Origin of the sequence: Legionella sp. MW5194, from assembly GCF_016864235.1 — a bacterium.
GTDB lineage: Bacteria > Pseudomonadota > Gammaproteobacteria > Legionellales > Legionellaceae > Legionella_C.
The window spans coordinates 89,721-111,151 of the sequence record NZ_CP045732.1 but is presented as its reverse complement, the minus strand read 5'-3'; the positions used below and the strand labels follow the sequence as shown (position 1 = coordinate 111,151).

Genomic DNA, 21,431 nt, shown 5'->3' with positions numbered 1-21,431 from the left:
CGCGGCTTACGCCGCGTTAACAGAAGCGATTGAACGATTACGAGGAGAAAACGGTTGCCCCGTTTGGATTCGGGCTTTCATGTTCAGAGACGATAGGCTCGCTAGTCGTTGCCTTCACTTTTTCAACGTCCTTCTCTTCTTTTTTCTCTTCTTTGTTCATCTCTTCCAGATCGTCTTCGTCCTCGTCAAAGGTAATACGCGATGTTTTAGAGGGGTTTCCACCTAACTTTGCCATAGGATTTGGAGAAGACAATCCTTTTTGGGGCGCTTTTGGAGAATTTTGCGACTCATTGTCTGATTCTTCATCCTCAACCAATGGACTGAAGGCCGGTTTTTTATCTTTGCCTGGGGGATTAATCCAGGCATCCAGCGAATTGGTTAATTTAACACCCAGGTTCCATATGAGGGTAAAGGCCAGAGTAGCGGCACTACCTAATGCACCCACAACAAAAGCACCCGCTACAGGTGACATTACCGTGATCGCTGCACCAATCGCAGGCGCCTTAACAGCGAGGAAACCGGTTATAGCGGCAGCCACAGGCGGAACGAAAATAAACAGCGCGGTGAGAGCAGCACCAACCAGTAAGGCGAGTAAAACCGCTGTGACTAATTTCCAGTTATTTTTTAACCACTTTAACATTGATTACTCCTTTATTATTTTGGCTCAAAGCGGGAGCCATCATAGCAGCATTCACGCAGGCATGAAACAAAAATGTGCAGTATGTTGTAACGTTTCTGTAAAGGAGCAATTTTTTACTTTTATCAAGTAGTTACGTAAGGTGTAGGGTCGACGATGCCTGCTTCATGAAAGCCTTTCCTGCGGTAGGTGCAACTGTCGCAACGGCCGCAGGCCAATCCTTCAGGGGTCGCCTGATAACAGGATACGGTCAGACTGTAATCGGCGCCACAGGCTACGCCCTGGCGAATCGTTTCCGCTTTGCTCCAGGCAATTAAAGGGGTATGAATCACCGTTTTACGACCCTCTATTCCGGCTTTGGTGGCGAGATTGGCCATGGTTTCAAAAGCGGCAATGTATTGCGGCCGGCAATCGGGATAACCGGAATAGTCAATCTGGCTGACACCGATGAACAGATCAAACGCCTCAAGTGTTTCGGCAAACCCCAAGGCTACCGATAAAAAAATGGTGTTGCGTGCCGGCACATAAGTAACCGGGATTTTGCCGTCACCGCGATAATCCGGCACAGCCACCGACGCGTCCGTTAAAGCAGACCCTCTGAATTGACCGATATCCAGAGTAAACACGCGATGCTCGATGACCCCTAACTGGCGGGCTACGCGCCTGGCTGCCTCAAGCTCGGCAGTATGACGCTGACCATAATCAAAACTCAGGGCATAACAAGCGTAACCCTGCGATTTGGCGATAGCAAGGCAAGTGGTGGAATCCAAGCCGCCGGACAATAAAACAATGGCCTTTTTCATGATTACCCGTAAAAAAACCAACAAGGGCGGCCATTATAGCACAATCTGAGACAAACCAGTCCTTAAATCCCCGATGACCGGTGATTGCCAATTTCAGCCGGATACTGCTAAAATCGCACAATTTGCCTGTCCATTGGATGAAGATGTCAGCACTGTTTCCTGTTATCCTGGCCGGAGGGTCGGGTACCCGCTTGTGGCCCTTATCCCGTAAAAACTTTCCCAAACAGTTTTTATGTCTGCAGGGGCAACACTCCTTACTGCAGGAAACCATGAAGCGGGTAGCAAGCCTTGCCTGCGAGCAGATTCTGGTGGTCAGCAATGACGCGCATTATTTTCTTTGCCAGGAGCAGCTGGAGCAATTGCAATTGGCTGAAACGCCGCAATTGACCTACCTGCTTGAGCCCTGCGCCCGTAATACCGCACCCGCCATTACCGTCGCCGCCCGTCATCTGGTCAATCAGGCCGGTAGTGAAGCGTTGATGCTGGTTTTGCCTTCCGACCACTGGATAGCCGACTCCTCAGCCTGGCAAAAAGCCATGGCTCAGGGTTGTCAGTATGCCGCGGAAGAAGACGTTATCATTACCTTTGGTATCCGCCCTGACAGCCCTAAAACCGGCTATGGCTATATTGAAGCCGGCAATGAATTGGCACCAGGTATTTTCGCATTGCAATGCTTCCGAGAGAAACCGGATGCCGCTCTGGCCGCCTCCTTTGTGGAGCAGGGGCATTATTACTGGAACAGCGGCATGTTTGTCTGCCGCGCCGGCGTGTACCTTGATGAAATTGAACGGCATGCGCCGGATATTGCCCGCCAAAGCCAGCAGGCCTTGAGCAAAGGCCATCATCACCAGGATTTTATTCGCCTGGATGACGAGTCATTTTCTCAATGCCGCAGTGATTCCATCGATTACGCGGTCATGGAAAAAACCGACAAGGCGGTGGTTATTCCTGTCGACATTCAGTGGAGTGACCTGGGCTGCTGGACGTCGGTCGCTGAAGCCAATACCCTGGATGAGCAGGGCAATGTCCTGCACGGCAACGTCATTGCCAAAGAAAGCCACAATTCCCTCATCAGCAGCAGCAGTGCCTTGATCACAACCTTGGGCATTAAAAACCAGATCATTGTCGCCACGCCCGATGCCGTACTGGTCGCTGACAAGAGTTATTCGCAACAGGTGAAGGATCTGGTGAGCTCCCTCACTGGCGACAATCAGCAGCTGGTGGATGATCACCAGCGCGTCATGCGTCCCTGGGGCTATTATGAAATTTTAGCGGAGGGCCCTGCGTTTAAGGTCAAACGCCTGATGGTTAAACCAGGCGCCCGCCTCTCCCTGCAGAAACACCAGCATCGCGCTGAACACTGGGTCGTGGTTGGCGGTGAGGCTGAGGTTGTAAATGATGAAAAAATCATGCACCTGGAGGCCAATCAATCCACCTACATCCCACCCAAGACCCGCCATCGACTGTCAAACCCCGGAAAACAACCGCTTTTTGTCATTGAAGTGCAAAGCGGCCATTACCTCGGCGAAGACGACATCGAACGCTTCGATGACATTTATCAGCGCAAATTGGTTGATTCTTAGTAATTTAACCGCGTTTTACAGTAAATAATTTTTCAACAGTGTAAATTTCATACTCACAGCTTGTGCACCAAACATCTGCTATGTTATAAAATAGTACAGATTGCGCGATTAATTGTGTTTTTTAATCACCAGTCTTCTGATTATGAGGTGATACATGAGTGCAAAATCTAACGAACTGTTATTAACCCCCCAGGCCTTATTAAGCCAGTCAGGCATTGCCGCCGCCGGTGATTTTTATAAATTCCGCACTCAAGTTAACCTTCTGACTCGTGAAGAATTAAAAAAATTACAGGATTACGTTCCTGCGCTTTTACCGTTCTACCTTACCGAACTGGCCACTATTAATTCGGCCAGCTTTAAATATCTCAACAAGACCCAAAAAAAGGTTCAACTCGACAAACTGAGGCTGATTTATTTTTTGCTTTATGCCCAATATCAACTCGATTCCGTGCAGGGCAGACAATATAAACTGCGAGGATACAAAGAGTCCATGGATGTATGCGCAGGTTTTATTGATCACTTAACAACGCTTTCTGAGACAAAACACGACCCGCTTGAGCAACAGCATCAGGTTGAACAGGGGTATAGCGAGAAATACCTCAAATTCAGCGGCAGACTCGTCGGCTATTGGCTTGCCGAACGCCTCCAGGAACTCTATGGTCTAAAAGATATTGAAGAGGACCTGGACAGTAAGGAAATCGAAGAACTGCAAGAAGACAAAAAGCAAAAATACATGGCAGAAAGAGAAGCCTTTACCGCTCTCGAAGGCATTGAGGCTAAGAAAGTAGGGCATGGCGAATTCAGAAGTGGGGTATCTGCCTACATCAAAAAACAGATGCGAGCCATTAACGAGCGTCGCCTGTATTGGGTATGGGGAGGCGGCATGCTCGCCAGCGTGCTTGACTTGTTGTCGGATGATTTCTTCAACAAACAACAAACGCAGGCCGCGGTCTCCTACCCATCACCCTTTACCGGCTACATGAGTTGGCTGCTCTACTATGCCCGCTTTGCTCTCAACATGACCTTGGTATTGAAACACACCTTTGTTGGTCCGTGGATGACTAAAGAAGAGAAGGAAGACGCCAGGTTCAGCACCCCCTGGCAACGGTTTACAGGCGAATTCAAAGAGCGTAAATACGCTTTGCTGAATGATTCCATCTGGGCAACGGCCAATCTGGTGTGTTTCTTCTGGTTAAAAGGACCCGGCTTTATGGGTTGGGGGGGTAATGTAGCCACTGCCGCCCTGCTGGCTATGGATTTAGTCCTCACGGTGATCCGTTATTTTGAAGAGGAAGCCGGTCACAAAAAGCATCTCGCCATGCTTAATGACACCATTGAGCAACTTAAATTAACGCCCGGAAATGACGCACGGATTGCCGAACTTGAAAAAGCAATCGTCCAGGCGGAGTTTGACTGGAAATATAAAAAATACGGTACCCTCACCGACATTGCCTATGCTGCCGGGTTAATGGTCGTATTTACTGCTTTCTTTTGCTGTGTTGCCTTTCCGGGACTGGTGGTGGCGGCGCCTACCTTAATGATTCTCTCCGCGGTCGGAGCCGCTTTGTGCTTTGCCTTGACGGTAGCCTATTCCGCAGTCTCCAGCGGCATTGAGATTGCCAAAACCAAAGGAACAGCGGAGCAGATTAAAAAGCAATACAATGAATCGTTTGAAGAATTTAAGCGTCTGAAAAAAGATTACGATGAAAAATCTGCGCATTTACTTGATGTTGACGACAAGGAACTCGATGAATTGTGCAATAATTTACGGGTTCACTATCTGGTTCTTCGCGATCTCGAGGCGGATGTTGATTATCAGAACCGGACGGCTCGCTTCCAAAGCGTGAAACTGGTGCACTCCATTTTTGTCGATGCCTGTATACCGACATTGATTTTCGCAAGCTTCACGTTCATGCCTCTGCCCATCGCCATCGCCGTTCTGGCGGCGGGCCTGTTGCTGGCGGGATTGTCTTATCTGCTGATTAATCAGTTTAAGCCTGAACCGGCTGAGAAAGCCGTTTTAGGAGATCAGGATAAGGACTTTTGGAGCTTCCTGAAGGAACCGGTCAACCCCTTCAGTAAACCAAAAACAGCAAATGCCCGCGGCTTTTTCAGCCATCCTGAGGCGGTGGAAGAGGAGAAATCAGCGTTGCTTGATGCTACTAACACATCGAAGCTCGACCCTGACTCACCCACGCAGGATTTAATGACCATTTAATCATCTCCACCTCATCTTACCCAATAAGGAAGTTGGGTATGATGATAAAAAAGTGTATAATTGCACAATTTGTTGTTCAATTTCCTTGCGACCATGAATCTTGATAAACACTATGATGTGATTGTTATCGGCGGCGGCCATGCCGGCACTGAAGCCGCTATGGCAGCGGCCCGCCTGGGGTGTGAGACCCTGCTTTTGACCCATAACATGGATTTACTGGGGCAGATGTCCTGTAATCCGGCCATCGGCGGCATTGGCAAAGGCCATCTGGTTAAGGAAATTGACGCGATGGACGGTGTCATGGCCTTAGCCGCCGATGAGGCGGGGATTCAATTTCGCACCTTGAATGCATCCAAGGGCCCGGCTGTTCGGGCAACCCGTGTTCAGGCGGATCGCGTGCTTTACCGTCAAGCCATACGCCAACGTCTGCAACGGCAAGCGAACCTCACTCTTTTTCAGCAAGCCGTGGATGATTTGATCATTGAACAGGGACGCGTCACCGGGGTAGTCACCCAATTGGGTTTAACCCTGCGTGCCAAAGCCGTGGTACTGACTGTCGGCACGTTTCTAGGCGGGAAGATTCATGTCGGCATGAATCATTATGCCGGCGGCCGCGCAGGGGATCCGCCAGCCATTGCCCTGGCCCAGCGGTTACGCGAACTGGATTTACCCGTCGGCCGCTTGAAAACCGGCACACCGCCGCGCATCGACAGCCGTTCGCTTGATTACTCCCAGATGGAAGAACAGCCTGGCGACACGCCGGTCCCTGTCTTCTCGTTCCTTGGTCATGCCGGCATGCACCCTCAGCAATTGCCCTGTTACATTACCCATACCACCGCAAAGACCCATGAAATTATCCAGGCCAACCTGCATCAATCGCCCATGTATGCCGGGGTCATTGAAGGCGTAGGCCCGCGTTACTGCCCTTCCATTGAAGACAAAGTCGTGCGTTTTGCCGACAAATCCTCCCATCAGATTTTTGTTGAACCGGAAGGACTGACCAGCGATGAGATTTACCCCAACGGCATTTCGACCAGCCTGCCTTTTGAGGTGCAGGTCGCTTTCGTCCGTACTATTAAAGGCTTTGAAAATGCCCACATCACCCGCCCGGGTTATGCCATTGAATACGATTATTTTGACCCGCGCGGTTTAACCCCCTATCTGCAGACTAAACCCATCGCCAACCTGTTTTTCGCCGGTCAGATTAACGGCACCACCGGCTATGAAGAAGCCGCAGCACAAGGCATCATTGCCGGCATGAATGCGGCATTGCAGGTTCAGGAGAAAGAATTGTGGTGTCCCCGCCGTGATGAGGCTTATATTGGCGTCCTTATCGATGATCTGATTACCTGCGGTACTCAGGAACCGTATCGCATGTTCACGTCCCGCGCGGAATACCGTCTGTTGCTGCGTGAAGACAATGCCGATTTACGCCTGACCGAAAAAGCGTATCAATTGGGCATGGTGTCTCAACACCGCTGGCAAGCGTTTTGTGAGAAGCGCGAAGCCATTGAACGGGCGCAGGCCGCATTGAAAGGCACACTCATTCGCGTCAGTCACAATGACCTGCTTCAGCCACTGCTTGAAAAACCCTTGCAGCAGGATTGCCGTGCCGCCGAATTGTTGAAGCGACCGGAAATCACTTATCACCAATTGCAGGGCATTGCTGCCTTGAATCTGCCTGTTTTGTCGGCAGAGGTATCCGAACAGGTTGACATTCAAAGCAAGTACGCAGGCTACATTGAACGTCAGCAACTGGAAATTGAACGTCTGCGCAAACATGATAATACCCAGTTACCGACCGACATCGATTACAATCAGGTGACCGGATTATCGACGGAAGTCATGCAAAAATTAACGCGCATTAAACCCGTCACTCTGGCACAGGCCGGGCGTATTTCCGGCGTGACGCCTGCCGCGTTGTCGCTGCTGTTAATTCACCTTAAAAAACAACGGACACCCGCATGAAAGCACTAAGACCACCGGCCCCTCTTCTGCGCCAGGGGCTAGAACAACTGGGATTGCCTGATTTCAGTGAACCCCTGCTGGCTTACCTGGTATTGCTGGAAAAATGGAATCACGTTTACAATTTGACAGCCATCCGCGATGTGCCGGCCATGGTTACCCGCCATGCGCTGGACAGTCTGGCCATTTTGCCTTTTCTGCGCGGCCAATCCCTGATTGATGTGGGCACTGGACCGGGCTTGCCAGGAATCCCGCTGGCCATTGCCCGACCTGATTTAAGCCTCGTTTTGCTCGACAGCAATGGCAAAAAAACCCGTTTTCTTGAGGAAGTCAAACGGCAATTGCAACTCCATAACATTGAAATCGTACAATCCCGAGCAGAAAACTACCACCCTTCCCCTGCTTTTGATACAGTAATAAGTCGGGCATTTAGCGATTTGGCGCAAATGATTGGCTGGACTAAGCATCTGGTGGAAAAAGACGGTCTCTGGCTCGCAATGAAGGGCCGTTACCCTGAGACTGAATTGGCCATGATTGAGTTCCCATACCAGGTCCATCCTTACACAGTTCCCGGTCTTGACGGGGAACGATGCGCAGTCGTTATCAATAATCACTAATCAAGGAATACCACACCATGGCGAAAGTCATTGCCATTGCTAACCAGAAAGGTGGCGTAGGAAAAACGACGACCGCCATCAATTTGTCGGCGTCCATCGCAGCGAACCGCCAGGCGGTACTGCTTATTGATCTCGATCCCCAGGGCAATGCCACCATGGGCTCAGGCGTTAACAAGAATGAACTGGTTCATAGCAGCAACGATGTGATTCTTAGAGATTGCCTGGCTGAGCAGGCCTGTTTAAAAACAGTCTACGGATACGATTTAATCCCCGCCAATGGGGATTTGACAGTGGCAGAGGTCAGCCTCATGGAAAGAAATCATCGTGAAACATTTCTTTTCAAAGCCCTGCAGCCGGTATTAAGCAATTATGATTTTATTTTGATTGACTGTCCTCCGGCCCTCAACACGTTGACCATCAATGCGCTGGTGGCTGCAGATTCGGTGCTGATTCCCATGCAATGTGAGTATTATGCGCTGGAGGGTCTGGCCGCACTCATGTCAACCATTGAACAGATTAAAGCGGCAGTTAATCCCCGCCTGCACATTGAAGGTCTGCTTCGGACTATGTATGATGCGCGCAATCGTCTGTGTGCCGAAGTATCCAAGCAATTACTGGAGCACTTTGGTAACAAAGTCTACCGTACGGTTATACCGCGCAATGTGCGTCTTGCTGAAGCGCCAAGCCATGGTATGCCCGCCCTGCAATACGACAAATCGTCGCCTGGCGCTGCAGCCTACATGGTTTTAGCTTCAGAAGTCATCAGCAAGCAGACAGTAACCGGTTAAATCAGAGGTGCATTATGGCAGTTAAACGTGGTGGTTTAGGTCGAAATTTATCGGTACTTTTAGGACAGACAGCGGGGTCTGAGACTAAGAACGCCGATTCGCCTTTATTCCTGTCACCGTCCTGCCTGAAGCCGGGCAAGTATCAGCCACGTACTGATTTTTCTGAGGACACACTCGCTGAATTGGCCGAGTCAATCCGCCAGCAGGGACTGCTGCAGCCGTTAATTGTGAGACCCCTCAACAACCAGTGTTATGAGATCATTGCCGGTGAGCGTCGCTGGCGAGCCGCACAACTGGCAGGATTAACCGAGGTGCCGGTCATTGTCCGTACGGTTGATGATGAAACAGCCATGGCCATTGCCCTTATCGAAAACCTGCAACGCGAAGATTTAAATGCACTCGATCAAGCAAGAGCCATGCACCGTCTGACCGACGAATTTGCTCTGACGCATCAACAAGTCGCTGATTTACTTGCTAAATCAAGAACCGCCGTCAGCAATTTTCTTCGCCTTCTAACCTTATCGGATGAAGTGAAGCGTTTACTGGAGCATGGCGATTTGGACATGGGGCATGCACGCGCCCTGCTGATTCTTACGGATGAGCAGCAAAATCAGGCAGCCCAGCTCATCGTGGCTAAAAATTTATCCGTTCGTGAAACAGAACAACTGGTCAAACGGATCAAGGAAGGAAAACCTCAACCGTCAGCCGTAGCCATTGACGTCCATCCCGAGGTGAAAAATCAGTTACACCACCTGTCACAGCGGCTGAAAGCCAAAGTAAAACTCAAACAGGGTAAGTCCGGAAAAGGATCATTGGTGATTCATTACAATTCAGATCATGAGTTACAGGCTGTTTTACAGCATATGTTGGGGTAGTGATGGCCTCATTGCCGGTATTTACGCTTCCCGGCTGACGAACCATGGCTTTGTACTCCCTGTTTTTGTATAGCCTTTTGCCCAGTCTTCATCAAAAAAGTTCTATACTCACAAGAGAGGAAGAATGGTCAATCAGGGAAAGACGATGCCTTGTCAAAAATGTGATTCAACATCAACTTATCAATTGTCTGGAAGCTACCAGCTACTCATTTCACCTCCACGAGGCCATTGTTATTCCAAATTAATCAATCACCTGACCCAGTGTCATTATGAATTTAACACCCGGGGCGGCGGGATTATCGAATTATTTTTTTCGTCTGAAGAAGCCAAAGACTTGGGCCATGCCCTGGAATGCTGTTTTTCACAGGCAGAGCTTGAAGACAGCAAGGCCGTTTTGCTGCCCATGGATACTCCCGACAGCGGCATAGAACGGGTATTGAATCACACGCACTCATTAAAGAAAGTGGTCGGGCTGTGTTTGTCCCAATGGCTGGTGGAACTCATCACCAATAAGGAATTAACTACCTTCTGCCAACCCATTTTGCACAGTGATACCCTTAAACCCTACGGTTTTGAGTGCCTGCTGAGAGGAAAACAGGGGGATACGGCTATTGTCCCCCCGGCAGAGCTGTTTGGCGCTGCCAAATCCAGCGAATTACTTTTTTTATTGGATAAAAATGCCCGCATCTGCCATATCGAAAACATGAGTAAAATTGATGTTTCTGATAAGAAATTATTCATTAACTTTAATCCAACCGCGATATACGATCCGCTTTTTTGCCTGACGACAACGAACCAATCATTAAAAAAGACCGGCCTTCACCCATCCCAGATTGTATTTGAAGTCACAGAGAGTGATGAAGTGAAGGATAAAAAGCATTTATTAAAAATAATCGATTATTATAGAAATCAGGGGTATGGCGTGGCACTTGATGATTTAGGCTCAGGTTACAGCTCCTTAAATTTACTCACGGAGTTACAGCCGGACTACATCAAACTGGATTATGAATTGGTTCATCAGATTCATACTAATGAATTTAAGCAAATTATACTGGAAAAAATAGGCGAAATGGCCACAAAACTAAGGATAAAAATGATCTGCGAAGGGATAGAATGCAACGAAGAACTGCAGATCATCAAACAGTATGACATTGATTTTTATCAAGGATTTTTATTCGCAAAACCCATGCCCTACGAATGCATCCCGGAGTATGTGCAGACGATTAGCTGATAGGCTGGCTGCAAAAGAATCCCCTTATTCATGCACTATCAGCTCGAGTTGATAACTATCTCACGAATACCACTAAAAATTGCCCTGACTGTTTATTTATCTTTCACCTTCATTTTGGTATAATTTCGCGCACTTTAAAGTGAACGCGACGATTATTAATGAAAATAAGCCAACGAATACCAATTACTGCGTCTATTTCTACCTATAATTAACAATGAAGGGAGATGTAGATGCAAATTCAGCCCATTCATGAAGTTAAAGTTACAATTAAGTTTGAAAATAGGGAAGTTTCATGCAGTCTTGTTGTATTGTCAGAAAACGAACTGGTCGTTACTACCACAGAGTACATTGACAAGGGGAGTCCTGTGGCTTTCATTTCTCAGTTTTTCCGTGGCGAGGCCCAGATCATCCATACGCGCTACAGCCATTACCAGTTTACCTACACCTTTGAAATTTTTCACATTAATTATCAACCGGGCTTTCTGGTTAACACCAAACTTTAGACGCGCAGCAAGTTCGCTGCGCGTCTGGCAGGCCGCCTAGAGCCAATACACAAAAATGAACAGAAAAAGCCATACCACATCCACAAAGTGCCAGTACCAGGCCACCGCCTCAAACGCGAAATGCCGTTCGGGAGTAAAATGACCTTTGATGCACCGGATAAGAATAACAATCAACATGATGGTTCCGATGGTCACGTGCAAGCCATGGAAGCCAGTCAGCATAAAGAAGGTGGTACCGTAAATCCCCGCATCCAGGGTCAGATTCATTTCAGTATATGCTTCATGGTATTCGTATGATTGTAAGCCAAGGAACAACATACCAAGTAAAATGGTTAAGACCATGCCTGCTATCAGTTGTTTGCGCTTATTAAGTTTCAATGCCCAATGCGCCCAGGTGATGGTCGCACCGGAAGTAAGCAGGATTAAAGTGTTAATTGCTGCAAGTCCCCATGCCCCCATGGCTTCAGAAGCCCCCACAAAGGTTTGATTATTGGGATTTTGCAAAAGCGGCCATTTAGCCACAAAGTCAGACCACAAGGTGTAGTGCGTAATCGGATGCATTTCTCCACCGAGCAAAGGAACTGACCAATAGCGGCAAAAAAACAATGCACCGAAAAAAGCGCCAAAGAAACACACTTCTGAGAAAATGAACCAGCACATGCCCCAGCGGAAGGAACGATCGACCTGGAGGTCATAAAGTCCTTTTTCATTTTCATAAATGACCTGGCCAAACCACCCGACCATCATGCCTACAAGAATGCAGAGCCCGGCAAAGAAAATGTAAGGGCCATACCAGTCATCATGCAGCCATGATGCAGCGCCGACCAGTGTTGTGGTCAGGCCAATGGAACCGACCAGCGGCCAATGGCTAGGCTTAGGGACGTAATAAGTACCGTGCGCTCCCATGGGTTTCTTTCTCCTCTTTATTATTCGCCTGGATAACCACTGTCAATCCAGAGTCAATTAATTACACGATTTGTCACATCGAATAATGTATAAGACAAGGTGATTGTTTTTATCTCCGCCGGCAAGTCGTTATCCAGATGAAACAGCAACGGCATGTCCATCGCCTCGTGTCCATTCAAGGTTTGCTGGGTAAAACAAAAACACTCTGTCTTTTTTAAGTACTTCGCGGCAATCCCCGGTGTGACACTGGGTATTGCCTGCACAGTCATCCGGAAATTGCTTTTATTCTCCGCATAAAAAGCCAGTTTGGCAATTTCGCCGGGGTGCACTTTAATCCGGGTTACTTTTGGGTAAAAGGCCCAAGGCAAACTGCTGTTACTGGTTGAGACAAATTGAACCGTCACAACCCTGTTTTTATCCACAAATGCCTGTGCGCTATTATACGCCGCCGCCTTATTATTGGTTTTGCCATTGATCCCCAACGTTTGGCAAAGACTGTTATAAATAGGCACCAGAGCAAATCCAAAACCAAACATGCCAAGCACAATGAGTGACAATAACAACACAACTCTTCGATGACCTTTCACTGCATTACCTGTTTGCTCGTTCATTTACACAGGGGGCGGTTAATGCCCCGACTACACGCTAGGGAACCGTTGGCGGCGTAGTGAAACTATGGTATGGAGGCGGTGAAGACAATGTCCACTCCAAACCATGGGCCCCTTCCCATACCCGCGCATCCAGACGTTTGCCCTCATGGCGCCGCTTCACCGTCATGAATACGTTGTATAAAAACAACAGCTGTGAGAAACCAAAGATGAAGGCGCCCACGGTAGATACCATGTTGAAGTTGGTAAACTGCAAAGCATAGTCAGGAATACGTCTTGGCATACCCGCCAGTCCCAGGAAATGCATGGGGAAAAAGGCAATATTTACTGAAATGGCTGACAGCCAGAAATGCCATTTACCCAAACACTCGTTGTACATGTGGCCCGTCCATTTCGGCAACCAGTAGTACGTGGCTGCCATTAAGGAGAAGATGGCGCCGGGAACAAGAACATAATGGAAATGAGCGACAACAAAATAAGTATCCTGGTATTGATAATCCGCAGGCACCAGTGCAAGCATTAACCCGGTGAAACCGCCGATTGTGAACAGGAACACAAACGCTATGGCAAACAGCATGGGTGTTTCAAACGTCATGGCCCCTTTAAACATGGTGCTGACCCAGTTAAATACTTTAATGCCTGTGGGAACCGAAATCAGCATGGTCGCATACATAAAGAATAATTCAGCACCCAACGGCACACCGGTGGTGAACATATGGTGTACCCAGACAATGAATGAAAGCAAGGCAATACTGACCGTTGCATACACCATGAAATGATAACCAAACAATGGCTTACGGCTGAAGGTTGGAATAATTTCAGAGATGACACCGAAAGCTGGCAATATCAGAACGTACACTTCAGGATGTCCAAAAAACCAGAAAACATGCTGGAATAAAATCGGGTCACCGCCGCCTGCCGCATCAAAAAAGCTGGTACCGAAATGACGATCAGCCAGCATCATGGTGACAGCACCGGCCAGAACGGGCATGATTGCAATCAGTAGAAACGCCGTAATTAGCCAGGTCCAGACGAACATGGGCATTTTCATCAAGGTCATGCCGGGGGCCCGCATGTTCAGAATAGTGGCAATGATGTTGATAGAACCCATAATCGAAGACAGACCCATCATATGCACAGCAAAGATCATGAAATCCGTGCTGGGCGGAGCATATTTGGTTGACAGGGGAGCATACATGGTCCAACCGAAATTGGGACCACCGCCACTGTGGAACATGGTTGAAAACAACAAGGCAAACGCAAAGGGCAGTATCCAGAAGCTCCAGTTATTTAAGCGTGGCAGAGCCATATCTGGTGCGCCAATCATCATTGGGATTTGCCAGTTCGCCATGCCAGTGAACGCAGGCATTACCACCCCAAAGAGCATGATGAGGCCGTGCATGGTGGTCATCTGGTTAAAGAAATTGGGGTCGACAAAGCGATGGCCGGGCTGAAATAATTCCGCACGAATGATTAATGCCATGCCACCGGCTAAAAAGAAACTCAACATCGCTATCCAAAGATAAAGCGAGCCAATGTCTTTGTGGTTGGTGGTAAATAACCATCGCTTGGCGAAGCCGATAAATCCTTTCCCTTGTTCTGGTCCATGATCATGGTCATCATGGTGATCGAGTTCATGTGCCAATGTTTGACTCATCGTAAACCTCCAGCTTGCGCTTTTTTCACTATTTTAGGTGCCTGAACCTCACCGGATCGTACCTTGGCCACATCGGCAGGCTGCACTTCATCATTGGTATTATTTTCCCAGGCATTTCGCTCATAGGTTACTACGGCCGCGATTTCCTGATCCGTCAATTGGTCTTTGTAAGCCTGCATGGCTGAACCTGGAACGCCATCCAGCACCAGGGCAATGTGTCGACTGATGGGTTTACCCACGGCAATCGAACTGCCCTTCAACGGCGGGAACATCGGTGGCAAGCCCTTACCGTCTGCTTTATGGCAGGCCGCACAGATGGCTTCGTATTTGGTCTTACCCAGGGTCATCAATTCTTCACGGGTCATTTTAACCTGTTCTTTGGGTTTGCCTGCCCCGGCAGCGTAAATGTCTTCCACTTTCACCTGGGCATCGACCCATTGTTTGAATTCGTCATCGCTCACAGCCTGCACTACAATCGGCATGTACGCATGGTTAATACCGCATAATTCGGTGCATTGGCCGCGATAAACCCCTGGTTTTTCGATACGAGCCCAGGCCTCGTGCATGAATCCGGGCATGGCATCGCGCTTGATACCAAGCTCAGGCACCCACCAGGAATGGATCACATCCGTTGAGGTCACCAAAAATCGGATTTTACGATTAACAGGAACCACCAGCGGCTTATCCACCTCCAGCAGATACCACTGTCCTTTTTTCTGTTTATTTTGAATTTGATCATAGGGTGTGGCGAGGTTACTGAAAAAACTAATTCCCTGATCCAGGTATTGGTATTGCCATTTCCATTGAGAGCCAACGACCTTGATGGTGACGTCAGAATCACTGCTGTCTTCAAGCCGCATCAGGATAGTGGTGGCGGGAATGGCTAAAGCGATAAGAATCAAGAAGGGAATCACCGACCAGACTATTTCAAGACGGGGGTTATCATGAAAGGCTGCCGGTTTGTAACCTACGGATTTGCGATGATGAATAAGCGAATAAATCATCACGCCAAACACCACGATTCCAATCAGCGCACACACAATCATCGATGTCGTGTGCAGGAAATACATGTCATGGCTTAAAGGCGTTACCCCTTTGTACATATTTAACTGCCACGTATCGGCTGCAGCAGTGGCCGTTTGAGTTGTCAGTAGCCCGACTCCGGCAGCGGCAAGCAATCCGCCAGCCTTAAACCTGTTTCGCATCCCCATTCCTCACCTTATTATTATTGGCTGGTTGGGTAACCAGCCTGATGATTAATTTTTGTTAATGACTCTGCTTATCACAATCGCCTTTACCACAAGGAATAGTTACCCTCTTCCTTCGATTGGCTCACCATGTATTTGATTGCTTCAATCACTTCCCCTGTTGTGCAATGCTTGCAGCCCCCGTTTTTCGGATGGTATTCACCACTTACTGTCTGCTTGATTAAGACATCCATGTTTTTCTGCAGCAGGGGTTTCCAGATGGCTTTGTCGCCAATTTTTGGCGCGCCTTGTTTGCCGTCGTCGTGGCACATGCCGCAGTTTTCATTGTAGACATCCTTGCCATTGGACGGGTATTTTTGAGAACCGGCATTGTCCAAATCCGTCCACTGGGAGCGGGACAGCGATTTGTTTAAAATATAATCCGTGGCCGCCATGATGTCGTTGTCGCTGCAGGTTACGCAGGCGCCTTTAACCGGCATGCTGTTATACCCGTTAATGGCATGGCGATACAATCCGGTGAGGCCGCTGTCTTTGAGGCGACGATACCAGTTTGCACCATCCCCGATGACTGGAGCGCCCATTTTATTATCCTGATGGCAAATGATGCATGCATTGACATAAACCTGTTTACCGCGTTTCAGCGTGGGTTGTTGCTCGGACGGTGAAACCCCAAGAGACTCTTCACTGACAACCGTCTTTAAATAGGTTGCAATGGCCAGACGATCTTCTTCGGTCAGATAACTCAAACTGTTGTGATTAACCTCGGCCATGGGGCCTGCGACGGGGCCAGCGCGATTGATGAGCTGCCCTTTCAGGAACACATCCGCCACTTCATAGCGGCTCGCTGAACGCAAACCGAATTTGGTAATGTTGGGAGCCCAGTAACCATCAATGAAGCTGCCGGTTAAATAATAGCGATCCTTTGGTGCGCCAAAAATGTTAAGCGGTGTATGGCACATACTGCAATGCCCCAAACTGTCAACAATGTATTTGCCGCGGTTCCAGGCCGGCGATTTGTCACTTTGGTAGTCAATGGTGTCTTCCTCCGGGAAGAAGAACAGCAAATTCCATCCCCACAATGAAAACCGGGCTCCGGGCACATTAAATGGGAAAGGAAGCGATTTATTTTCCTGCTTCACTGGCGGAAGACTCATGAAATACGCATAAAGCGCGCGTAAATCGTTGTCGGTGGTCTTTGAGAAGTAAATGTAGGGGAAAACCGGGAAATAATTTCTGCCCTTGGGATCACGACCTTCTCTCATGGCACGGATAAAATCGGCTTCAGTCCAGTTACCAATACCGGTTTCTTTATCCGGGGTAATGTTGGGGCTGTAAAACGTACCAAAAGGCGTATTGATCGGCAATCCCCCGGCAAACGCAGGCGTACCCCCCTTCACATTGGTGTGGCAAGCGATGCAATCGCCCATTTTAGCCAGGTATTCGCCGTGCTCAATTAGTTTTTTCTGAACGTCATCCGCTGGCGCTTTGGTTTGGGGGTAAGCAGGGTAATACCCGTCAATCAGGGGCTCCGCGATTTTTTCCTGTTGCGTTCCTGTTTCTGCTGTCACGTCCTGTTTGGGAATCGGTTTCACTTCTTCCGGGACGATTGATTGTGCCTCGTTTGGCGTGGACACCGATTCAACCGCTGCTTTTGAGGTTTCATCCTTGGCTTTCGCAGCGTACGATGCATTGACGAATGAAATCACACTCATGAACAAAATCGCAAAAATTGCGTTGTTTTTCAACAAAGAGCGCACGCCCCCTCCTTAATATGCTTACCTTAAACAGCGACAGACAAGAAAAATAATCAAGCATTTTATACCCCTCGGTGGAGAACTTGCAATGATGATTGCTGCAGTATTTATTAAATGGCATTAAATTGCTTTTTATTTACACAAAATGGTTTTTTTGACTGACTTCTTTGTCCCTGGATGGTATTCTGCTGGCTTTCTTTGAAGGGAGAATCATCATGATCTGGAAGGAAGCACTCGCATTGGAGCAGTTGCGGAATCAACAACGGCATGTGGCCAACATTGACGGCAACAAAATCCTGTTCCTGTGGCACAAGGACAAAGTCCATGCGTTGTCGTCGCAGTGCCCACATTTCAAACTGCCGCTGACGAAAGGCACAATCACCGAGCAAAACACCATTGTCTGTCCTTTTCATAAAAGTGAATTTGATTTAGACAGCGGCAAAGTTGCCTGCTGGTCTCCCTGGCCGCCCGCGATTGGTAAACTGTTAGGGAAAGTCAGCTCATCCAAGTCTTTAACGATTTATCCCACCCGTATCGAGGAGGGGAAAATCATGGTTGGCCTTGACTAGCGCCTCAAATGAGGTAACGGCCGGCGCCCTGGATAATTGTCTCAATGAATTCCTGGTAATGGAGCGCTGGCAATTGCCAGTAATGCCAATACAGCGGCATAAGCCAGCGTTTGCCAGGGCAGATTTCCTTGAGAACGCCTTGTGCCAGTTCGCGGGTGATATCGAGGCTTGGAATAAGGCCAAAGCCATACCCCTGGATCGCAAACTCCCTGAACCCCTGCACAGAAGGGACCATATTGTAACGCTTGGGTAGCAGGGCTTTGTTAAAGAAGTGAGTAAAAAAGCGTTCGTGCAGACGATCACGGCTGTCAAAAACCAGCAGAGGCGCGTGGTAGAGATTGTCTTCCATTGCGGCATCATTCGCGAAGTAGCGTTCAATAAACGCGGGCGAGGCGACCAGCAAATAATCCATGTGCCCTAACAGAACGCATTCGCAACCGGGTAACGCTTTATCATGACTCGACACACAAGCGGAAACCGCCCCCTTGCGAAAATAATCCAGTGTTAATTCCTGATCATCGGTAATGATGTCGAGATTCACTTTTTCAAGAAAGCGCAAATCCGCCAGTAAATGAGTAAACCAGGTTTCCAAACTGTCACGATTAAGGGCTACCGACAACCGAGCAGGCAAATCCTGTTCAATTTCCTGAAGAAAGTGCTCTTCCAACAGATGAATGCGGCGAAGCAAGCCCAGCATTTTTTCACCCAGGGGAGTCGCCCTGTAGGGATGCGTTCGAATCAGCAACGGCTGCCCCATCATGACTTCCAGTTGTTTGATGCGCTGGCTTATCGCTGGTTGAGTAATAAACAATTGCTGGGCAGCGGCGGCAAAACTCTGGGTTTGAATGACAGCATCTAAAGCCTGCAATCCACGATGATCAAGTCTCATAAGCAAAATTTATCAATAATCAAAATTATTAATTTCTATAATAGCCTGCTTTCAGGGATAATGCATGGATTCGCAATTTGAGGAGGAAATAATCATGTTGGTTTATTTTAATGGTTTAGTACTCGGTCTCTCCCTGATCATGGCCTTAGGCCCTCAAAATGTGTTCTTGATTCGCCAGGGCGCACAACGTCGACACGCCATCCTGTCTGCGCTGGTGTGTTTCTGTTGCGACCTTATATTAGTCTGCGGCAGCGTAGCAGGCTTATACCATGTCCTGGAATTGCACCCGCAATTTAAAGTAGGAATGACGTGGTTTGGAGTGGCTTTTCTGATGTATTATGGCAGTCAGGCGTTAAAAAATGCCTTTCATTCGCCATCGGCAACATCGCAGTTGCCCGAGCAGCAAGGCAGCAATCGCTTACAAATTATTCTACTCGCCTTGGGATTCAGCCTGCTTAATCCCCATGCCATTATTGATTCCCTAGTCATTATCGGCACCAACAGCGCCCAATTCCCAGAACATCAAAAAGCCTTTGTACTGGGAGTGGCCACTTCCAGCCTGTTATGGTTCAGTTCACTGACATTCACGACCCATTATTTTTCCGACGTGTTGTCCCGCACCGCTGTCTGGCGGCGCGTGGAGTTGTGCAGCGGCCTGCTGATGATCTGTTTGAGCCTCAAACTGGCTGGAAGCCAGTTTTAATCTAGGATTGTTTAGGGCCCATAGTCAGTTGCGTTATTTTTTCCATGGCATTGTCCTTGATGCTGCTCAACAAGGTATCCACACTCCCTTCACCGTAGAGACGGAATTGAGCTGAATTCATGTGTATACCCTCTGAAAGACGAAGCAATTGCCTTTCGGTTTCTTCCGAAACGTCAGTGCGCCGGCCAGTTGTGAATTTAGCCAGCGTTGAAGGTTGCAGATCCTCCTTTCTCCAGGTATGGATGGTGTCGGTATTCACCCAGGGACCCAGTGTTACAATGAGGTTCTGAAGTTCCGGGGTGCCGAGCTTGTACCACATCTTGTCGCTGTTTTTACCCATCGCCCATTGATAAACAGCAATTAAATCCTCAAGGGCTTTTTTGTAATCACTGGCATATTCTTTGCGAGAGTGGGCGCAATAACCAACGTAGGTACTGGCGACCATTCCCACCGTTACCAGAGGGAGAAACCCGCAGGTCAACCACGAAACGACGGCAACCCCAGTGCCGGCAAGGATATGAGCATCAACGGTCTGCAAGTCGGCCAATGCCTTGCTGAAACGCTCCACCTGCTGATTGACGATTTTTATATGCGTAGTGGATTGATAATCAAAATCACTGTCCGGTTTGACAAACCGGTCGGTTTGCTGGCCAGAAACAGTCGGGTTAAAAAAGCCTGTAAAAAATCGCATGAGAATCTCCGTCCATTGAAAACCTCGATATAATCACATTATTCGGCTAAATTGAAGAAAAAGATACCAATAAAAGAGGGTACGCAGAAATAGAAAGGGCCAATCAGTGTGTCGCCAATTGACCCAGTGGAATGACACATAGCAAGTCCAACCTCGCAGGGGAAACTATCTCACACGCGGCGCGTGATTGTCAACAATTCCAGCAGATTGCGTTTGTTGTTAACGATTCAATGCAGTAAACTCAACGTTTTGGCAAAGCGAGGCAACCATGTTCTACGGCGACAATGTGAAAGACACCCGGCAGATGTTTTATGCAAGCTGGCATAAACACCGCAATGCCCAACCCTTATTGCCTCTGGAACAGCAGATTGTCAATGTCATTGCCGATCATCCTGAATACCAGCCCATGCTGGAAAATGCCACCCCCGAAAACGAACAGGCTTATTTTCCCGAATTAGGTCAGACCAATCCCTTCCTGCACATGGGTCTTCATCTGGCAGTTCGCGATCAATTGGCCACGAATCGTCCAGCAGGCATTGTCGCGGTTTATCAACAATTACTCACCAAATACCAGGAGAGGCTGGTGGTTGAACACCTGCTGCTTGAGAAACTGGCTGAATGCCTCTGGCAGGCGCAATGTACCGCCAGTTATCCAGATGAAAATCAATACCTTCTTGCCGTCAAATCACTGGTGTGAACCTAACTAATTGCTTGATAAAAAAGAAACTCTTGTCAAATTCAGCCAATAACCGCTAGAGTGAATCTGCCTCTTGATGTGCTGTCGGCCAGAGGCATTCCCAAATGAAAAATCGATGGAGAGATCATGAAAAAAGTAATTGCTTTATTGGCCGCTTTCGCTGCAACCGCTGTTTCTGCCCAACCCAATGCCAATGCAGAGGCCAGCGCTCAATCCCAGGCGTCACAAACCCAGACATACGCGGATGCCAATGCGGCGAATCCCAGCCAACCCAGTCAGCAGCAAACGACTGATACGAAATCAAACCAATCCCAGCCAGCAAAATACGCCGGCCAATAACACCGGTTCAACGAATCCCACGAATTCTGGCAATGCCAATCAGGCTCCCCAGTCTTAATTCCACCCTCTGTTTCCCTGCCCTCTGATTTCTTTCGAAACGCTCTTTGCTAACTTTTAACACACTGTCCATAACCTCTTTAAAAAAGGCCCATTTTTTTATGAGGGAGGAAAGAAAATTTATTTTTTTTCT

21 protein-coding genes are annotated in these 21,431 nt (G+C 48.4%); 12 read left to right on the top strand and 9 right to left on the bottom strand.

The genetic code is table 11. The features are described from left to right. Positions 1 to 37: 37 nt before the first annotated feature. The gene (locus tag GH742_RS00540; protein WP_203455683.1) at positions 38 to 640 is read right to left on the bottom strand and encodes a hypothetical protein; all 603 of its coding nucleotides are present in this window, start codon (positions 638 to 640) and stop codon (positions 38 to 40) included. 122 nt (positions 641 to 762) lie between these two features. Beyond that, positions 763 to 1,440: a 7-cyano-7-deazaguanine synthase QueC gene (queC, locus tag GH742_RS00535; protein ID WP_203455682.1), complete on the bottom strand. Its 678-nt coding sequence runs from the start codon at positions 1,438 to 1,440 to the stop codon at positions 763 to 765. Positions 1,441 to 1,583: 143 nt separating this feature from the next. Here queC and GH742_RS00530 point away from each other — a divergent pair, with 143 nt between their 5' ends. From GH742_RS00530 to GH742_RS00495, 8 genes are all read left to right on the top strand, one after another. Beyond that, positions 1,584 to 3,023 carry a mannose-1-phosphate guanylyltransferase/mannose-6-phosphate isomerase gene (locus tag GH742_RS00530; protein ID WP_239005234.1) on the top strand — a complete coding sequence of 480 codons (1,440 nt, stop codon included), beginning with the start codon at positions 1,584 to 1,586 and terminating at the stop codon, positions 3,021 to 3,023. 154 nt (positions 3,024 to 3,177) lie between these two features. Continuing rightward, a complete protein-coding gene (locus GH742_RS00525; protein ID WP_203455680.1) occupies positions 3,178 to 5,241 on the top strand; it encodes a hypothetical protein in 2,064 nt (687 codons plus the stop codon). Between the two features lie 93 nt (positions 5,242 to 5,334). Beyond that, positions 5,335 to 7,209 (top strand): tRNA uridine-5-carboxymethylaminomethyl(34) synthesis enzyme MnmG, encoded by a 1,875-nt coding sequence (gene mnmG / locus GH742_RS00520; protein WP_203455679.1) that lies wholly within the window; start codon positions 5,335 to 5,337, stop codon positions 7,207 to 7,209. After that, on the top strand, positions 7,206 to 7,823 hold the full coding sequence (rsmG, locus tag GH742_RS00515; RefSeq protein ID WP_203455678.1) for a 16S rRNA (guanine(527)-N(7))-methyltransferase RsmG: 618 nt from the start codon (positions 7,206 to 7,208) through the stop codon (positions 7,821 to 7,823). Before mnmG ends, rsmG begins: the two co-directional genes overlap by 4 nt. Before the next feature lie 17 nt (positions 7,824 to 7,840). Next, positions 7,841 to 8,611, top strand: coding sequence for a ParA family protein (locus tag GH742_RS00510; RefSeq protein ID WP_203455677.1), 771 nt, complete (start codon positions 7,841 to 7,843; stop codon positions 8,609 to 8,611). A 14-nt stretch (positions 8,612 to 8,625) separates the two neighbouring features. Continuing rightward, positions 8,626 to 9,486 (top strand): ParB/RepB/Spo0J family partition protein, encoded by an 861-nt coding sequence (locus tag GH742_RS00505; RefSeq protein WP_203455676.1) that lies wholly within the window; start codon positions 8,626 to 8,628, stop codon positions 9,484 to 9,486. A gap of 145 nt (positions 9,487 to 9,631) precedes the next feature. Beyond that, on the top strand, positions 9,632 to 10,717 hold the full coding sequence (locus tag GH742_RS00500; RefSeq protein ID WP_203455675.1) for an EAL domain-containing protein: 1,086 nt from the start codon (positions 9,632 to 9,634) through the stop codon (positions 10,715 to 10,717). Positions 10,718 to 11,025: 308 nt separating this feature from the next. Next, positions 11,026 to 11,220: a hypothetical protein gene (locus GH742_RS00495; RefSeq protein WP_239005233.1), complete on the top strand. Its 195-nt coding sequence runs from the start codon at positions 11,026 to 11,028 to the stop codon at positions 11,218 to 11,220. A 36-nt stretch (positions 11,221 to 11,256) separates the two neighbouring features. Here GH742_RS00495 and GH742_RS00490 read toward each other — a convergent pair whose 3' ends face one another. The 5 genes from GH742_RS00490 to GH742_RS00470 all read right to left on the bottom strand — a co-directional run bounded on the left by GH742_RS00490 (position 11,257) and on the right by GH742_RS00470 (position 17,356). Then, the gene (locus GH742_RS00490; protein ID WP_203455673.1) at positions 11,257 to 12,126 is read right to left on the bottom strand and encodes a cytochrome c oxidase subunit 3; all 870 of its coding nucleotides are present in this window, start codon (positions 12,124 to 12,126) and stop codon (positions 11,257 to 11,259) included. 53 nt (positions 12,127 to 12,179) lie between these two features. Further along, positions 12,180 to 12,737, bottom strand: a complete 558-nt coding sequence (locus GH742_RS00485) for a cytochrome c oxidase assembly protein (protein WP_203455672.1) — start codon at positions 12,735 to 12,737, stop codon at positions 12,180 to 12,182. Positions 12,738 to 12,771: 34 nt separating this feature from the next. Continuing rightward, positions 12,772 to 14,391, bottom strand: a complete 1,620-nt coding sequence (ctaD, locus tag GH742_RS00480) for a cytochrome c oxidase subunit I (protein WP_108291208.1) — start codon at positions 14,389 to 14,391, stop codon at positions 12,772 to 12,774. Then, a complete protein-coding gene (coxB, locus tag GH742_RS00475; protein ID WP_203455671.1) occupies positions 14,388 to 15,596 on the bottom strand; it encodes a cytochrome c oxidase subunit II in 1,209 nt (402 codons plus the stop codon). The genes ctaD and coxB overlap by 4 nt, the downstream gene beginning before the upstream one ends. Before the next feature lie 89 nt (positions 15,597 to 15,685). Next, positions 15,686 to 17,356: a c-type cytochrome gene (locus tag GH742_RS00470; RefSeq protein ID WP_239005232.1), complete on the bottom strand. Its 1,671-nt coding sequence runs from the start codon at positions 17,354 to 17,356 to the stop codon at positions 15,686 to 15,688. Between the two features lie 212 nt (positions 17,357 to 17,568). Between GH742_RS00470 and GH742_RS00465 the strand changes: the two genes are divergently transcribed. Further along, positions 17,569 to 17,922 carry a Rieske (2Fe-2S) protein gene (locus tag GH742_RS00465; protein WP_203455670.1) on the top strand — a complete coding sequence of 118 codons (354 nt, stop codon included), beginning with the start codon at positions 17,569 to 17,571 and terminating at the stop codon, positions 17,920 to 17,922. 4 nt (positions 17,923 to 17,926) lie between these two features. Here GH742_RS00465 and GH742_RS00460 read toward each other — a convergent pair whose 3' ends face one another. Beyond that, on the bottom strand, positions 17,927 to 18,811 hold the full coding sequence (locus GH742_RS00460) for an ArgP/LysG family DNA-binding transcriptional regulator (protein ID WP_203455669.1): 885 nt from the start codon (positions 18,809 to 18,811) through the stop codon (positions 17,927 to 17,929). A gap of 94 nt (positions 18,812 to 18,905) precedes the next feature. Between GH742_RS00460 and GH742_RS00455 the strand changes: the two genes are divergently transcribed. Then, positions 18,906 to 19,514: a LysE/ArgO family amino acid transporter gene (locus GH742_RS00455; RefSeq protein WP_203456789.1), complete on the top strand. Its 609-nt coding sequence runs from the start codon at positions 18,906 to 18,908 to the stop codon at positions 19,512 to 19,514. A gap of 1 nt (position 19,515) precedes the next feature. Here the strand turns inward: GH742_RS00455 and GH742_RS00450 are convergent, their stop codons facing one another. Continuing rightward, positions 19,516 to 20,205, bottom strand: coding sequence for a hypothetical protein (locus GH742_RS00450; protein ID WP_203455668.1), 690 nt, complete (start codon positions 20,203 to 20,205; stop codon positions 19,516 to 19,518). Positions 20,206 to 20,473: 268 nt separating this feature from the next. Between GH742_RS00450 and GH742_RS00445 the strand changes: the two genes are divergently transcribed. Together GH742_RS00445 and GH742_RS00440 are read left to right on the top strand one after the other, a co-directional pair. Continuing rightward, complete coding sequence (locus GH742_RS00445; protein WP_203455667.1) at positions 20,474 to 20,902, top strand: DUF1841 family protein; 429 nt, start codon at positions 20,474 to 20,476, stop codon at positions 20,900 to 20,902. A 126-nt stretch (positions 20,903 to 21,028) separates the two neighbouring features. Then, entirely contained in the window at positions 21,029 to 21,241 is a 213-nt protein-coding gene (locus tag GH742_RS00440; protein ID WP_203455666.1) for a hypothetical protein, read from the top strand. Positions 21,242 to 21,431: the final 190 nt, after the last annotated feature.

Bases quoted from the DNA above. Each gene is read 5' to 3' on its own strand.
- GH742_RS00525 (WP_203455680.1), top strand. From the start codon at position 3,178: ATGAGTGCAAAATCTAACGAACTGTTATTAACCCCCCAGGCCTTATTA.
- GH742_RS00540 (WP_203455683.1), bottom strand. From the start codon at position 640: ATGTTAAAGTGGTTAAAAAATAACTGGAAATTAGTCACAGCGGTTTTA.
- GH742_RS00445 (WP_203455667.1), top strand. From the start codon at position 20,474: ATGTTCTACGGCGACAATGTGAAAGACACCCGGCAGATGTTTTATGCA.
- queC (WP_203455682.1), bottom strand. From the start codon at position 1,440: ATGAAAAAGGCCATTGTTTTATTGTCCGGCGGCTTGGATTCCACCACT.
- GH742_RS00500 (WP_203455675.1), top strand. From the start codon at position 9,632: ATGCCTTGTCAAAAATGTGATTCAACATCAACTTATCAATTGTCTGGA.
- GH742_RS00505 (WP_203455676.1), top strand. From the start codon at position 8,626: ATGGCAGTTAAACGTGGTGGTTTAGGTCGAAATTTATCGGTACTTTTA.
- GH742_RS00455 (WP_203456789.1), top strand. From the start codon at position 18,906: ATGTTGGTTTATTTTAATGGTTTAGTACTCGGTCTCTCCCTGATCATG.
- mnmG (WP_203455679.1), top strand. From the start codon at position 5,335: ATGAATCTTGATAAACACTATGATGTGATTGTTATCGGCGGCGGCCAT.
- rsmG (WP_203455678.1), top strand. From the start codon at position 7,206: ATGAAAGCACTAAGACCACCGGCCCCTCTTCTGCGCCAGGGGCTAGAA.
- GH742_RS00490 (WP_203455673.1), bottom strand. From the start codon at position 12,126: ATGGGAGCGCACGGTACTTATTACGTCCCTAAGCCTAGCCATTGGCCG.
- GH742_RS00465 (WP_203455670.1), top strand. From the start codon at position 17,569: ATGATCTGGAAGGAAGCACTCGCATTGGAGCAGTTGCGGAATCAACAA.
- GH742_RS00440 (WP_203455666.1), top strand. From the start codon at position 21,029: ATGAAAAAAGTAATTGCTTTATTGGCCGCTTTCGCTGCAACCGCTGTT.
- GH742_RS00485 (WP_203455672.1), bottom strand. From the start codon at position 12,737: ATGAACGAGCAAACAGGTAATGCAGTGAAAGGTCATCGAAGAGTTGTG.
- GH742_RS00530 (WP_239005234.1), top strand. From the start codon at position 1,584: ATGTCAGCACTGTTTCCTGTTATCCTGGCCGGAGGGTCGGGTACCCGC.
- GH742_RS00450 (WP_203455668.1), bottom strand. From the start codon at position 20,205: ATGCGATTTTTTACAGGCTTTTTTAACCCGACTGTTTCTGGCCAGCAA.
- ctaD (WP_108291208.1), bottom strand. From the start codon at position 14,391: ATGAGTCAAACATTGGCACATGAACTCGATCACCATGATGACCATGAT.
- GH742_RS00460 (WP_203455669.1), bottom strand. From the start codon at position 18,811: ATGAGACTTGATCATCGTGGATTGCAGGCTTTAGATGCTGTCATTCAA.
- GH742_RS00510 (WP_203455677.1), top strand. From the start codon at position 7,841: ATGGCGAAAGTCATTGCCATTGCTAACCAGAAAGGTGGCGTAGGAAAA.
- coxB (WP_203455671.1), bottom strand. From the start codon at position 15,596: ATGCGAAACAGGTTTAAGGCTGGCGGATTGCTTGCCGCTGCCGGAGTC.